The 15,100-nt window shown below is 53.4% G+C and carries 11 protein-coding genes; 6 read left to right on the top strand and 5 right to left on the bottom strand.

All coding sequences use genetic code 11. The annotated features are described in order from the left end of the window. Positions 1–11: 11 nt before the first annotated feature. A complete protein-coding gene (uraA, locus tag ACFX4O_RS16815; RefSeq protein ID WP_131406533.1) occupies positions 12–1,301 on the bottom strand; it encodes a uracil permease in 1,290 nt (429 codons plus the stop codon). Positions 1,302–1,411: 110 nt separating this feature from the next. Next, complete coding sequence (gene upp / locus ACFX4O_RS16810; RefSeq protein ID WP_131406531.1) at positions 1,412–2,038, bottom strand: uracil phosphoribosyltransferase; 627 nt, start codon at positions 2,036–2,038, stop codon at positions 1,412–1,414. Between the two features lie 233 nt (positions 2,039–2,271). On the opposite strand from upp, the gene purM reads away from it, so the two are divergent. The 4 genes from purM to ppx all read left to right on the top strand — a co-directional run bounded on the left by purM (position 2,272) and on the right by ppx (position 7,829). Continuing rightward, entirely contained in the window at positions 2,272–3,309 is a 1,038-nt protein-coding gene (gene purM, locus ACFX4O_RS16805; RefSeq protein WP_380209949.1) for a phosphoribosylformylglycinamidine cyclo-ligase, read from the top strand. Further along, complete coding sequence (gene purN / locus ACFX4O_RS16800; protein ID WP_380209947.1) at positions 3,306–3,947, top strand: phosphoribosylglycinamide formyltransferase; 642 nt, start codon at positions 3,306–3,308, stop codon at positions 3,945–3,947. Before purM ends, purN begins: the two co-directional genes overlap by 4 nt. Before the next feature lie 276 nt (positions 3,948–4,223). Next, entirely contained in the window at positions 4,224–6,284 is a 2,061-nt protein-coding gene (gene ppk1 / locus ACFX4O_RS16795) for a polyphosphate kinase 1 (RefSeq protein ID WP_380209945.1), read from the top strand. Positions 6,285–6,287: 3 nt separating this feature from the next. Next, positions 6,288–7,829, top strand: coding sequence for an exopolyphosphatase (gene ppx, locus ACFX4O_RS16790; RefSeq protein ID WP_380209943.1), 1,542 nt, complete (start codon positions 6,288–6,290; stop codon positions 7,827–7,829). Positions 7,830–7,841: 12 nt separating this feature from the next. On the opposite strand, the gene ACFX4O_RS16785 is transcribed toward ppx, so the two are convergent. Further along, on the bottom strand, positions 7,842–10,058 hold the full coding sequence (locus tag ACFX4O_RS16785) for an EAL domain-containing protein (RefSeq protein ID WP_380209941.1): 2,217 nt from the start codon (positions 10,056–10,058) through the stop codon (positions 7,842–7,844). Between the two features lie 351 nt (positions 10,059–10,409). Here ACFX4O_RS16785 and ACFX4O_RS16780 point away from each other — a divergent pair, with 351 nt between their 5' ends. Then, positions 10,410–10,601, top strand: coding sequence for a YfgG family protein (locus tag ACFX4O_RS16780; RefSeq protein ID WP_071908227.1), 192 nt, complete (start codon positions 10,410–10,412; stop codon positions 10,599–10,601). A gap of 87 nt (positions 10,602–10,688) precedes the next feature. Here ACFX4O_RS16780 and ACFX4O_RS16775 read toward each other — a convergent pair whose 3' ends face one another. Together ACFX4O_RS16775 and ACFX4O_RS16770 are read right to left on the bottom strand one after the other, a co-directional pair. Next, entirely contained in the window at positions 10,689–13,748 is a 3,060-nt protein-coding gene (locus tag ACFX4O_RS16775) for an NACHT domain-containing protein (RefSeq protein ID WP_380209939.1), read from the bottom strand. A gap of 168 nt (positions 13,749–13,916) precedes the next feature. Beyond that, positions 13,917–14,291, bottom strand: coding sequence for a hypothetical protein (locus tag ACFX4O_RS16770; protein WP_380209938.1), 375 nt, complete (start codon positions 14,289–14,291; stop codon positions 13,917–13,919). A 149-nt stretch (positions 14,292–14,440) separates the two neighbouring features. On the opposite strand from ACFX4O_RS16770, the gene ACFX4O_RS16765 reads away from it, so the two are divergent. Then, positions 14,441–15,049 (top strand): SMI1/KNR4 family protein, encoded by a 609-nt coding sequence (locus ACFX4O_RS16765; RefSeq protein ID WP_380209936.1) that lies wholly within the window; start codon positions 14,441–14,443, stop codon positions 15,047–15,049. The last annotated feature ends 51 nt before the right edge of the window (positions 15,050–15,100 follow it).

The raw sequence follows: 15,100 nt of genomic DNA, 5'->3' as shown, positions 1-15,100 counted from the left end.
CAGTGCGATCTTTATGATTTCGCCGCTTCATCTTCTTGCGCATCCAGCACCACTTCTTCTGGGCGCAATACGCTAATCAGTTTGAAGATCAGGCTCAAACCCACCCCGACGATCGTCGCCAGCGCCATCCCTTTCAGCTCGGCGGCACCAATGTGCACCTTCGCGCCGCTGACACCAATGATCAGGATTACGGAGGTCAGGATCAGGTTTTGCGCTTTGCTGTAATCCACTTTGGATTCGATCAGCACGCGGATACCGGAAGCGCCGATTACCCCGTACAGCAGCAGGGAAACACCGCCCATTACCGGCACCGGGATAATCTGGATAGCCGCCGCCAGCTTACCCACACAGGAGAGCAGAATGGCGATGATTGCCGCACCGCCAATCACCCAGGTGCTGTATACGCGGGTAATCGCCATCACGCCGATGTTCTCACCGTAAGTGGTGTTCGGCGTTGAGCCGAAGAAACCGGAGATAATGGTCGAAAGGCCGTTGGCGAACATGGAGCGGTGCAAGCCCGGATCGCGAATCAGGTCTTTTTTGACGATATTCGCCGTTACCACCAGGTGTCCTACGTGCTCGGCAATCACCACCAGCGCCGCAGGCAGAATGGTGAAAATGGCAAACCACTCAAAACGCGGCGTGTAAAATGTTGGCAGCGCAAACCAGTGCGCCTGCGCAATCGGTGCGGTATCGACAACGCCCATCACGAAGGAGAGCGCGTAGCCCGCCAGCACACCAATCAGGATTGGGATAATCGCCATAAAGCCACGGAACAGCACCGAGCCAAACACCGTCACGCCCAGCGTCACCAGTGAGATGATGACGGTTTTGGAATCCGCAGACTGCCCTTCTGCCGGCAGCAGGCCGGCCATATTCGCCGCCACGCCCGCCAGTTCAAGACCGATGACGGCAACGATTGCGCCCATCGCCGCAGGCGGGAACATCACATCCAGCCAGCCGGTACCCGCTTTTTTCACAATCAACGAGACGATGCAAAACAGCACGCCGCACATAATGAACCCGCCGAGCGCCACTTCGTAGCCCAGCGGCAGCAACAGCAGTACCGGGGAGATAAACGCAAAGCTGGAACCTAAATAAGCCGGGATTTTCCCTTTACAAATAAAGATATAAAGCAGCGTCCCAACACCATTGAACAGCAGCACAGTGGCCGGGTTGATGTGGAACAGGATTGGCACCAGCACCGTTGCGCCGAACATGGCGAACAGATGCTGTAAACTAAGCGGGATCGTCTGCAAAAGTGGCGGTCTTTCACTTATCCCGATAGCACGGCGCGTCATAGTGTTTTCCTCTGAGTGTTGTTGTTTGTCTCCCCGTCCAAAATGGCGGGCAGTGTTATGAATTCCAAAAAAAAGCCGACTATCAAAGTCGGCTTTCGATTTCTTATCAGTTACTTCGTACCAAAGATTTTGTCGCCGGCGTCGCCGAGGCCCGGAATAATGTATCCGTGCTCATTCAGCCCCTTATCAATCGACGCGGTGTACAGCTCAACGTCCGGGTGCGCTTTTTCCAGCGCCGCCAGGCCTTCCGGCGCAGCAACCAGCACCAGCACTTTAATACTGTGGCAACCGGCGTTTTTCAGCAGGTCGATGGTAGCGATCATGGAACCACCGGTCGCCAGCATCGGATCGACAACCAGCGCCATGCGCTCGTCGATGTTGGACACCAGTTTCTGGAAGTACGGTACCGGCTCCAGCGTCTCTTCGTTACGGTAGATACCCACCACACTAATGCGCGCGCTCGGTACGTGCTCCAGTACGCCTTCCATCATGCCGAGACCTGCGCGCAGGATCGGCACCACGGTGATTTTCTTACCTTTAATTTGATCAACCTGTACCGGGCCGTTCCAGCCTTCGATGGTCACTTTTTCGGTTTCGAGGTCAGCCGTTGCTTCATAGGTCAGCAGGCTGCCCACTTCTGAGGCGAGTTCACGAAAGCGTTTGGTGCTGATGTCGTTCTCTCGCATCAGGCCCAGCTTGTGTTTGACGAGTGGGTGTTTTACTTCCACGACCTTCATACTCTTCTCCTTTCCCCTGACAGGTGGCAGCCACAAAAAAATCGCCGGATTATACCGCTTTTTCTCCGTTGCGCTACAGGAAGGCGCTTGATCGCGATCAATCAGACTGGAAATGAGTATATCGCAAGAATCCGCCGCGCCCTTAAATAATGGACTCGCAAACGTTTGCCTTGGCTGTTAGAATTGCGCCGAATTTTATTTCTACCGCAAGTAAACGCGTGGGGACCCAAGCAGTGACCGATAAAACCTCTCTCAGCTATAAAGATGCCGGTGTTGATATCGACGCGGGCAATGCTCTGGTTGACCGAATCAAAGGCGTGGTGAAGAAAACCCGTCGCCCGGAAGTGATGGGCGGTCTGGGCGGCTTCGGCGCGCTGTGCGCATTGCCGCAAAAATATCGTGAGCCAGTACTGGTTTCCGGCACTGACGGTGTGGGCACAAAACTGCGCCTGGCGATGGATCTGAAACGTCACGACACTATTGGTATCGACCTGGTGGCAATGTGCGTTAACGATCTGGTGGTACAAGGCGCTGAGCCGCTGTTCTTCCTCGATTACTACGCTACTGGCAAGTTGGATGTCGATACCGCCGCCAGCGTTATCAACGGTATCGCCGAAGGTTGTCTGCAATCCGGCTGTGCGCTGGTTGGCGGCGAAACGGCGGAAATGCCGGGCATGTATCACGGCGAAGATTACGATGTCGCCGGTTTCTGCGTCGGTGTGGTAGAAAAATCAGAAATCATTGATGGCTCCAAAGTGGCCGACGGCGACGTGCTGGTCGCTCTGGCGTCCAGCGGCCCGCACTCCAACGGCTATTCATTGGTGCGTAAAGTGCTTGAAGTGAGCGGTGCCGATCCGCTGACCACGCAACTTGAAGGCAAACCGCTGGCCGATCACCTGCTGGAACCGACTCGCATTTATGTGAAGTCCGTGCTGGAGCTGATTGAAAACGTGGATGTCCACGCCATCGCCCACCTGACCGGCGGGGGTTTCTGGGAAAACATTCCGCGCGTATTGCCGGATAACACCCAGGCGGTGATCGATGAATCCTCCTGGCAGTGGCCAGCGGTATTTAACTGGCTGCAAAGCGCCGGTAACGTGAGCCGTCATGAAATGTACCGCACCTTTAACTGCGGTGTCGGCATGGTCATTGCGCTGCCTGCGGCTGAAGCCGATAAAGCCATCACTCTGCTGAATGCAAGAGGTGAAAACGCGTGGAAAATCGGTATCATCAAAGCGTCCGATTCCAGTGAGCGCGTGGTTATTGAATGAAAAACATCGTGGTGCTGATTTCCGGCAACGGAAGCAATTTGCAGGCGATTATTGACGCCTGCAAACAGAAGAAAATCAACGGCACCCTGCGGGCAGTATTCAGTAATAAGGCCGATGCGTTCGGCCTTGAACGTGCGCGGGAAGCCAATATCCCCGCCCACGCACTGAGCGCAGATCAGTTCGCCAACCGCGATGCGTTTGATCGCGAACTGATGCAGGAAATCGACGCCTACGCCCCGGATGTGGTGGTGCTGGCGGGTTATATGCGTATTCTTAGCCCGGCTTTTGTCGCGCATTATTCCGGGCGTCTGCTGAATATCCACCCTTCCCTGTTGCCGAAATATCCCGGCCTGCACACGCACCGTCAGGTGCTGGAAAACGGCGATGAAGAACACGGCACCAGCGTGCATTTTGTTACCGATGAGCTGGACGGCGGCCCGGTGATTTTGCAAGCCAAAGTGCCGGTGTTCGAAGGGGATACGGAAGAAGAGATCACCGAACGCGTACAGTCGCAGGAGCATGCCATTTATCCGCTGGTGGTGAGCTGGTTTGTTGACGGACGCCTGAAAATGGACAACAACAGCGCCTGGCTGGATGGTGTGCGCTTACCACCCGAAGGTTATGCGGCTGACGAATAATTCCCGCCATTTATCGCTTTTCGCCCTGCACGCTGCGGCAGGGTTTCTTTCCTCTTCCCTCGCAAAAAGAAAAAGTTACTTTATTTCCATCATCTTAGATGTGAAAAACGGATTACTGTCATACTTTTTTGGCACAGTTGGACATCTGATAGCAAAGCTCGCCATAATAAGTTGTGTCATACGAAGGGACGCCAGCAACGTTCATCTGTAAGTCAGGGCACCGTGGAGCGAGAAGGATTTGCCGTGTCCCGAGCAAGAACTGGAGTGTAAACAGGAATGGGTCAGGAAAAGTTATATCTCGAAAAAGAACTAAGCTGGTTGTGCTTCAATGAACGTGTTCTCCAGGAAGCCGGGGATAAAAGTAACCCGCTTATCGAACGCATGCGTTTTTTGGGGATCTATTCCAATAACCTCGACGAATTTTATAAAGTTCGTTTTGCTGAACTAAAACGCCGCTTAATCATTAGCGAAGAGCAAGGCGTTGCCACGAATTCCCGTCATCTGCTGGGTAAGATCCAATCCCGCGTCCTGAAAGCCGATCAAGAGTTCGACGGGCTGTATAACGATCTGCTGCTGGAAATGGCACGTAATCAAATTTTCCTGATTAACGAACGCCAGCTTTCGCAAAACCAGCAGAGCTGGCTGCGCAACTACTTCAAACAGTATTTGCGCCAGCACATTACCCCGATACTGATTAACCGCGAAACCAACCTGGTACGCTTCTTAAAAGACGATTACACCTACCTGGCGGTAGAGATTATTCGCGGCGACGAAATCCGTTACGCGCTGCTGGAAATCCCGTCAGATAAAGTCCCGCGCTTTGTTAATTTACCGCCGGAAACGCCGCGCCGCCGCAAGCCGATGATTCTGCTGGATAACATTCTGCGCTACTGCCTGGATGATATCTTTAAAGGCTTCTTCGATTATGACGCGCTGAACGCTTACTCGATGAAAATGACCCGTGACGCCGAATATGACCTGGTGCACGAAATGGAGTCGAGCCTGATGGAGCTGATGTCCTCCAGCCTGAAACAGCGTCTGACCGCCGAACCGGTGCGTTTTGTTTATCAGCGCGATATGCCAGACGCCATGGTCGAGATGCTGCGCGAGAAACTAACCATCTCCCGCTATGACTCCATTATTCCCGGCGGGCGCTACCACAACTTCAAAGACTTTATTGGTTTTCCGAATGTCGGCAAAGCCAACCTGGTCAACAAACCGATGCCGCGTCTGCGCCACATTGGGTTTGATAAGTTCCGCAACGGTTTTGACGCCATTCGCGAACGCGATGTGCTGCTCTATTATCCGTACCATACCTTTGAACACGTGCTGGAGCTGCTGCGCCAGGCGTCGTTCGACCCGAGCGTGCTGGCGATCAAAATCAACATTTACCGCGTGGCGAAAGATTCGCGCATTATCGACTCGATGATCCATGCGGCGCACAACGGTAAAAAAGTCACCGTGGTGGTGGAGTTGCAGGCGCGTTTCGACGAAGAGGCCAACATCCACTGGGCGAAGCGGCTAACGGAAGCGGGCGTGCAGGTGATCTTCTCCGCGCCGGGCTTGAAAATTCACGCCAAACTGTTCCTCATTTCCCGTATGGAAGGGGAAGAGATTGTGCGCTATGCACACATCGGTACCGGCAACTTTAACGAGAAAACCGCGCGGCTTTACACGGACTACTCATTGATCACCGCCGACGCGCGCATCACGAATGAAGTGCGCCGGGTATTCAACTTTATTGAAAACCCTTACCGCCCGGTGAGTTTCGATTACTTGCTGGTGTCGCCGCAGAACTCACGCCGCCTACTGTACGATATGATCGACGCGGAGATCGCGAACGCGCAGGAAGGTAAACCTTCTGGCATTACGCTGAAGCTAAACAATCTGGTCGATAAAGGGCTGGTGGACAGGCTGTATACCGCCTCCAGTTCCGGCGTGCCGGTGAATCTGCTGGTGCGCGGCATGTGTTCACTTATTCCGCAACTGGAAGGCATCAGCGAAAATATTCGTGTCACCAGCATCGTTGACCGCTATCTTGAGCACGATCGTATCTATATTTTTGAAAACGGCGGCGATAAAAGCGTTTATCTCTCCTCCGCAGACTGGATGACACGTAACATCGATTATCGTATCGAAGTGGCCGCACCGCTGCTCGATCCGCGCCTTAAACAGCGCGTTCTGGATATCATTGATTTACTTTTAAGTGATACCGTGAAAGCCAGGTATATCGATAAAGAACTGAGTAATCGCTATGTTCCGCGCGGCAACCGCCGTAAAGTGCGCGCGCAACTGGCGATTTACGACTACATCAAATCACTCGAACAGCCCGATTAACCTATGCCGATACAAGAAAAGACGCCACGACCGGAGGAATTTGCCGCGGTCGATCTGGGTTCAAACAGTTTCCATATGGTCATTGCGCGTGTGGTCGACGGCGCGATGCAGATCATCGGCCGCCTGAAACAACGCGTACACCTGGCAGATGGTCTGGACAGCAATAACATGCTGAGCGAAGAGGCAATGGAGCGCGGGTTGGCTTGCCTGTCGCTGTTTGCCGAGCGCTTACAGGGCTTTGATCCGGCAAGCGTGTGCATTGTCGGTACGCACACGCTGCGCCAGGCGTTGAATGCCACAGAGTTTCTTAAACGCGCTGAAAAAGTGATCCCGTACCCCATTGAAATCATTCCAGGCAATGAAGAAGCGCGTCTGATTTTTATGGGTGTGGAACATACGCAGCCGGAAAAAGGCCGCAAGCTGGTGATCGATATTGGCGGCGGTTCTACCGAATTAGTGATCGGTGAAGATTTCGAACCGAAGTTGGTGGAAAGTCGCCGTATGGGCTGCGTGAGCTTTGCGCAGATGTACTTTGTGGGCGGCACGATTAACGGCGAAAACTTCCGCCGCGCGCGTATGGCAGCAACGCAGAAGCTGGAGTCGCTGGCGTGGCAGTTCCGTATTCAGGGCTGGAATGTGGCACTTGGCGCATCTGGCAGCATAAAAGCCGCCCACGAAGTACTGATCGCCTCCGGCGAGAAAGACGGCTTTATCACCCCGGAACGGCTGGAAAAACTGGTCGCCGAAGTGCTGAAGTATAAAAACTTCAGCGAACTGAGCCTGCCAGGGCTTTCCGAAGAGCGTAAAGCGGTGTTTGTACCGGGGCTGGCTATTCTTTGCGGCGTGTTCGATGCGCTGGCGATCCGCGAGCTGCGCCTCTCCGATGGCGCACTGCGTGAAGGCGTGCTGTATGAGATGGAAGGCCGTTTCCGCCATCAGGACATTCGCAGCCGCACCGCGCAAAGCCTTGCCAGCCAGTACAATATCGACCGTGAACAGGCGCGGCGCGTACTGGAAACCACAACCCAGATTTACGAACAGTGGCTGACGCAAAACGCGAAACTCGCTAACCCACAACTGGCGGCGTTGTTGAAATGGGCGGCGATGCTCCACGAAGTAGGGCTAAATATTAACCACAGCGGGATGCACCGCCATTCGGCGTACGTTCTGCAAAACAGTGACTTGCCCGGTTTTAATCAGGAGCAACAGCTGATGATGGCGACGCTGGTGCGCTACCACCGTAAGGCTATTAAACTTGATGAATTACCGCGTTTTACGCTGTTTAAAAAGAAACAGTATTTGCCGCTGGTACAGATCTTACGCCTTGGCGTATTGCTGAATAACCAGCGCCAGGCAACCACTACGCCGCCTACATTGCGTCTGACAACCGATGCCAACCACTGGACGCTCAGCTTCCCGCACGACTGGTTTAGCCAGAACGCACTGGTGTTGCTGGATCTGGAAAAAGAGCAGGAATACTGGGAAGCGGTGACCGGCTGGCGACTGAAAATCGAAGAAGAGCACTCTCCGGAAGTGGCGGCCTGAGCCGCCCGTTCGCTACTCGTTAACCAGCGTCTCCAGCGGCTCTGGCTTACCAATCAAATATCCCTGCAAATAGTCGATACCCAGCGCGATTGCCGCGCTGCGTATCTCTTCACTTTCCACGTACTCCGCCACCACCAACATTTTTTTCATCCTCGCCAGATGGCAAATCGACGCCACAATCTGATAATCCAGGCTGTTCGATACAATATTGCGGATAAAACTGCCATCGATTTTCAGGATGTCGGCATTGACGTTTTTCAGCCGCGCATAGCTGGCATAACCGGTACCAAAATCATCAATCGCCACCCGGCACCCCATCTGTTGCAATTGCCCCAGCGTCTGATTGGCCTGCTCAAGATTGGTCATAGAGTTGCTTTCGGTGATCTCAAAAATCAACTGCCAGGCTTCAATGCGGTATTTTCGCAATAATCGCCGCACTTCCTGCGCGAACTGCGTGCGGCAAATCGACGCAGGAGAGAGGTTAATGGAGAAACGCTGACCGGGGAGTTTTTCGCGATTTTGCGCCATAAACATCAATACATGTTCGATCACCCATAAATCAATGCGCGACGACAAGCCGAACTCATATGCGACAGGCAAAAACGCATCCGGGCTGATGCGATCACCGTTCTCTTCACGCATGCGCAGCAGGATCTCGTAGTAGTCATCGCCGCGCACGCCACAAATCGGCTGCGCCATCAGAATAAAATGATTCTCCTCCAGCGCCAGTTGCAGGCGATTCATCATATCCACTTTGCTTTTCAGGCTGCGTTGCAGATTAGCCGCGCCCCGGTTTTGCAAATTCTCGGGGTGGTTGGTCGCCAGTGACAGATCGGCAATAGTGCTCATTTCACCGAGCAGTAAATAGAGATGTTGTACCGGCGAGCGCACGTAACAGTAACTCAGCCCCACCTGCGGCTGCAGCGGCATCTCATCCCAGATAAAACGGAACTGCTTAATACGCGCGTCCAGCGCCTCAATGCGCGTCTGGTGCGACTGCGTATTAAGGCGGATCACAAGGTCGTGGCCGGAGAGCTGATACACGCACTCTTCCGCCGACAGCAGCGGGTTCAGCCAGTCCGCCATGCGCTGTTTGTACTGAATGCGCAGCAACACGCCATAGTTGCGTCCCAGCAGTTCCAGCTCCGGCACGCGCAGAAAACAGAGCACCGACCAGGGCGTATCTGCCAGAGCCCGACCCAGTGCGCGCAGGTTGGGCATATTGGCTACCGGGTCAATAAACGCCAGACGGCGGGCACGATCATGCACCAGTCTCTGGCGCGTCGCCATCATCGCCATGGCGAGGATGATGAAGGAAAACACCAGGTAACTTGATGAGGCGATCGCCAGTTGCACGTCGTAAGCGGGAAACCACGGCAAATAGCGGTAAAAATAGTGAATGGAGATGACCAGCAGCGGTGTCCAGACCAGCGACATAAAACGATAACCGTAGCGCATCGACCCCCACAACATCACTGGCAACAGAAGTGAAAGCGTGTAGTTGGTGCTGAAAATGGAGCTGTTTTTATTCAGCGGCATCAATAACAGCAGCAAAATACCAATCACCACGGCAAACCAGGCCACGATCTCAACGCGCGTGACTTTGCGATCAAACTCATGGCACATTTGCGATAACCACGAAATCGCGTAGCGCGGATGGCGAATCACCCGGATCAGGAAATAACTAAACGGCACCCCGGTCATCGTGCCAACCAGTAATGCCTGATAATTGATGAGCATCGGCACATTCCATGCCAGCGCCCCGCTTTCGCTTACCGCCCGATCATAAAGATTCAGCCAGACACCCAGCTCAAGAATAATCAGATAGATCGACGCCGGACAGAGCACCTGCCAGAAGATGCGCTGGGAAACCAGCAACGCCGTACCGTAAGCAACCCGGTGACGGCGAGTGACAAAAATACGGTAACCCGCCCAGCTAAGAATTATGGGGAGCAATAAATGCATGCCTTTACTGACCATTTCTAGCGGCGGTGCGGGCCAATAATGGCAAATCATCGCCAGCACAATGCCCGGTAGCGCCGCCCAGCCATAAAACATCATCAGGCTTATCAGCAACGCCATGGGCAGATAATAGAGAATGACCGCCTGGCCAGAAACGGTGGTAAATGTATTAGCGAGACTAAACAGTGGATACAAAACAACAGGCGTGATGAGCGGCAAAGCCCACCACTGATCTTTCAGGCGATGATATTTTTTAATAAGTGTCATAGATGCTCGGTTACCCAACCCAGATCCTGGCGGGTGTTTCAGGCAGGTATCCGACCCGACTGTGCTGCGCACCGGTGAAGTGCCAGTTTGTTAGCAAACAGAAATTCTAATTCCGGACAATATCTGTTAATTGATTTGCATCAAAAAAACTCGCCAGCTAACTTTAATTTCCGGCTTTATGCGCATTATCGCCCACTTTTCATTGCTCACGTAAATATTTAATTTATCTTATATAACTCCGAGTGATAGTTTAATCATTGTGATTTTGCGCCAGGCTTAATTGACCTGACTAAAAGAGTGTGCATTAATGTCGCTGTCGCCCGTAGATCGGGTATTCCTAAAGGAACCATTGTGAGTCAGGCAACCAGTATGCGAAAACGACATCGATTTGACAGTCGCATGACCCGTATCGTACTTCTTATCAGCTTTATCTTTTTCTTCGGCCGCTTCGTCTATTCCTCTATTGGCGCCTGGTACCACCATCAGGATAAAAGCCAGTCGCAACAAATCAGTCAAACTATCGACCCCACCGCACAACGCTAGTTTTTACCCGATTTGCTTGCACGCTTCACCGCGTGGGTTTGCGCTCGCCCGCGCAAGAGTAGTCGGTTCATTGCACAACCGCGTTGCTTATCTGTCGAGGTTTAACCAGCGTTCTTCCAGACGCGCCAGCGCCGTGTAAGCTTCACCAAGACCAACCGCCAGTTTGAACCCTTCCGGCCAGTCGCCAGTGGCGGAGATCCCTTCGCTTTCAAGCCGACTAACAAACCGCAAACGTCCGTAATCCGACACGCATTCAGAAAGAATTATAGCGATTTGTGCACGTTTAATGGTTAAGCCAAAGGTTAATTTGCGCAGCATCCGCACGTCTTTAATCCCGCCGCGCACAGATTGAATAAAGGTGAACGCCACGTATGCCACCAGCAATGCGAGCAGCAATAAGAATGTGGCTTTAAAGACCGGCTCCGCCATCGGGTATTGGGAGACATAATGGATAGCGCTGAAAACAATCCCCACGCCCGCCACAGATGCCACAAGAACCGACAGCGCAGCCAGCCATTTTTTCGGGTTCAGCAAATCATTAATTTTGCTGCGTACAAACCGGCAGATTGCCACCCAATCAAGCAACATCAAACCTAACACCACATTTGCGGCGACCAGCCAGCCGTTGTAAATGGCGTATCCGCTATAGGTGTAAAACGGTATCGCCGTCAACGCCAGTGCCGGGGAAAACAGCCCGGCAACACTGGTCACCACCAGGATGACAAAACTCATCACGCGAAACAGCACAAGGGTGCCGGATAAAAAGCCCTTATCAATAAATGGCACCGCCGCGCGAGGAGCGGGCGTTGCGCTACCCGCTTTTTTTGCCTTCTCTTTTTGCGCCGTGCGCCCCGCTTTGCCGAACAGTAAGATTGGCGCGGTAACCGCCGCCGCATAGCTTGCGCTAAAAAAGGTGATAAAGGGTAATGCGATGACCAGTAACACTGTGCTGATGAGTGCGGCTTTCATGCTCCACAGGCGCATCCGTGCAATGCGATAAACGCCACTTAAGGCATCGGATAACGACAAGCTAAGCAGGATATTCTTACGCCCGCGCCAAAAGTTGGTTTCCGAAATATTCAGCACATATTTCTTCATCCCCTCTTCCAGTTCGGCATTCATTTTCGGCAGATGACGACAAGCGCGAAACGCGGTCTCCTGTAACCAGCCATCCTCACCGGCAATCGCGGCGGCAAGAACCGGCGCGGCGCGGGATTCAGAGAGCAACCCGGTGGCTTCCAGGCAAATTTTCGCCAGCAGGATGTTATCACCCGCTTTAACGTGCTGTATCACAAAGGCAGAGAGTTCCTCTTCGAACGGGTGCAGCACCTCGCGGCGGGAACCAAAGGCGTCAATCAAAAAGCGCAAGCAGTGAATAGCGCGAATGCGTTTACCTGCATCTGCAAAATGGTGTTGGATCTCATGCCAACAGAGATCCGCCAACCGCTTCGCTTCGCCTTCGCTACACAACTGGGCATACAGCACCAGTGCATCGCGACCACGCGAATCTGTAGGAATGTGCGAATCCGGTACCTCTGCGGGCTGCTGCAAAAAGCGGGTGGTGACGAAATACTCCAGAAAGCGTCGATGAACAAACGCAAATGACTTCTCATCGCCAGGGGTCACTCTGGCAATGCGGGCAAAACGCAGTAGTTCCAGCACCGTGTCCACGTGCTCTGAATTGAAATAGCGACGGATCACCTTCACTGGCGCTTCAAGGCCAAACTTCGAGGAACGAAAAACAAACCACGCAATATCCGTGGCAATCTCTATTACCTCGCGAGAAGAGATCCCCGCATCGCGCAATTCCTGTTCGCAGAGCTGCACCCGGCTGTCGATATAGTTTTTATAAATCTCAGCCTGATTTACCGGCAATGTCTCGTTAACCGCGATCCATTCGCCAAGTAGCGCCATCATAAACGGGTTGCGCACCAGCGGGATCAGATCCAGACGGTGACTGAATAACGTATTTCGCACCTGCTCGTTAAATTGCGGATACCGACTTAGCGCTTCTGAAATACCGGCTTCGGAAAGCGGGCGGATCTCCAGTACTTTTTCCGCCAGAAACGCGCGCGTCGGCTGACGGAACACGCGTGAGGCTAAAACCCCCCGGGACGCCGGGTGCGAGGTAATAAAGCGAGAGATAACCGTGGACAGCGAATCGATGACCGCCGAGCTTTCGCTGGCATCCAGCAATTCGGAGATCTCATCGAACGAGTCGAAGATAAAAAATAAGCGACCGGTACGCCACAGGTCATGAAAGTAGTCATTAACAAAATCTCGCGTGTAAGCGTCACCACGACGAACGAGGTTTTTAATGACGAACTCTTCGAGATCTTCAACAGAGAACTCGCTGCGACCGCCAACCACAGTGCTGGTAGGAACCCATTCGCGCAGATTGACGTAAATCGGTACGCGGTGCGTCTTTTTGACCTCCGCCAACATATCTTTGGCAAGCTTGCGCAACGCCACGCTCTTGCCGGAACCGGGCGCGCCCAGAATCAAAAACGACCGCGAGGTTCTGTCTTTACGGATCGCGTCTTGCAGCCCAAGGATCTTTTTACGGGAAGTCACACCTTTCGCTTTGCGGATCTCAACCTCGGCCTCCAGTTCGGTGTAGTACTCAGGGCTCCAGTTACTGCTCTCGTCAATCGAAGTGAGATCCTGCTGCAGCATGTTGCAGAACACCTCCAGCTTGCGTGCAAAACGATCTTCCGGGAAATCCTTTTTCAGTGGCGTCGGATGCCCGCCGCTAACGCTTCGGTCACGCAGGCAAAAAAACACAATGCCAACAATGATGACAACGGAGGCGAGGAGCCACGGCGAAGGCTGGCTGATAAGCTGGATATTCTTCAGCCACGCGGGGGCATTTTGCAGCACTGGCAGCGTCCAGATAGTCGGCAACAGCGTATTTAACGCGCTGGACCCGCTGCCAATAATGCCCAACCCAAGCACCAGCACCAGGGCGCGGATTTTGTTCGCGCCATACCCGGCAGGCATCAACAAGGGACGCGTGAGGAGTAGCATCAGGCAGATAAACACGGCGACGAACGCCGCGTTAAGCCACGAGCTGTAAAGCCCAATCCCCACCACGAAGCACAATGCCAACGCAAGGAGGAGTAAAACGAATTTTTGGCTACCCGACATGTGAGTCCCTTCTTTGTTCTCGTGACGATTTTTGCAATAAAACAGCACTATAACGCCTCCGGCACCGGAAACCGGAAGCGAACTACCTGATTTGGTGGGGGGAAAAGGAAAAGCCCAATGCGCTTGAGAAAACGATGAATGCGGCTCCTTCATGTTGCGCCCGGAGTCTTAGCGCCGGGAGAGGATCTCGTTGATATAGAGCTCAATCCCAATGTTGTGTTCCCGATTGATGCGGGCAATGAAGGTCTGGAGAAAATCGTGCGTTGAGTGGAGCGTATCCGCGATAAGCTTATCGAAATCGCTTTGCGTGAAACGGGCATTTCCCTTTAGCGTGGAATACTGCAGTAGCGTATGCGCAATGATTTCGAGCGCTGCGCGTCGGTAATCATCGCGACGCAGGACATCCAGATCGCTTCGGCAAATATCAAAACTAAAATCAAAACTGAGAAACCCGGAATCGACCGGCAGCGAATATGTCAGCCGGTCGCCTTCCTGCCAGACCTGCGGCTCATAGCCATCTCCCATTAGCTTTATTGACGGCATAGCGCTCCCCGTTCAGTACAGTTGATATTTTCAATTACCTTAACGTTGCGAAGAACATAGCGTAAAGCCATCACTAATGGCAGTGGCCCTCATGGCGAATGTAAGCGATCCTGTTAGCAGCCAAAGTAGATAAGCAGGAAAGGACGAAAATGAATCCATCTAGCAGCGAACTCCCGCCTTTAGCGTGGCCAGAATTTACCGACGAGACAGCACGGCTGACCTGGTGGCACGCCTGCGCACAGGCCTGGCGCGAACAGTGGAATAACCCTGCACCAGTGTCGCCGGTTGACCCCAAAGAGATTGAAGCCCTTGAACAACGCCTGGGCTGCGCCCTTCCGCCATTGCTGCGCCGTTACCATGAAACGATCGGCACACTCGAGCTGGCCGAAAGGTTGTGCAGCGTCACGCCCGCGAAATACGCCAGCATTGAGCCGCTGCTGGATGCTTATCCCGGTATTCATGACATTCTCGAAGGTGCGCCAGACGCAGCGTCACAATGGGCGCTGGTCAAGCAGTTGATCGCCTTTGGCGACTATCTGGGTAACGGCAATTTGTGGTGCTTTCACCGGGAAACCGGCGAAGTGTGGTATTTCGATCACGACAGCTCGCCAATGCTGACGCAGATCTTCACCGACGTAGGGCAGTACCTTGACGTGCTGATGTTCAAATGCTTGCTGGAAGCGCACGGCGAGGAAGATAACGAGGATCTGCTGCGCGAGCATTTGGGCGATGACGTTGTGGAAAAGTGGATGTACTGAACAGCACAGCACCACCGACATCAGCTCTTGCTGAAAAGGATCTGGCCAAAA

It is taken from the genome of Kosakonia sp. YIM B13571, assembly GCF_042788095.1.
Classification (GTDB): Bacteria; Pseudomonadota; Gammaproteobacteria; order Enterobacterales; family Enterobacteriaceae; genus Kosakonia; species Kosakonia quasisacchari.
The sequence above is the reverse complement of the archived record's forward strand: the minus strand, read 5'-3'. Positions and strand labels throughout refer to the sequence as shown.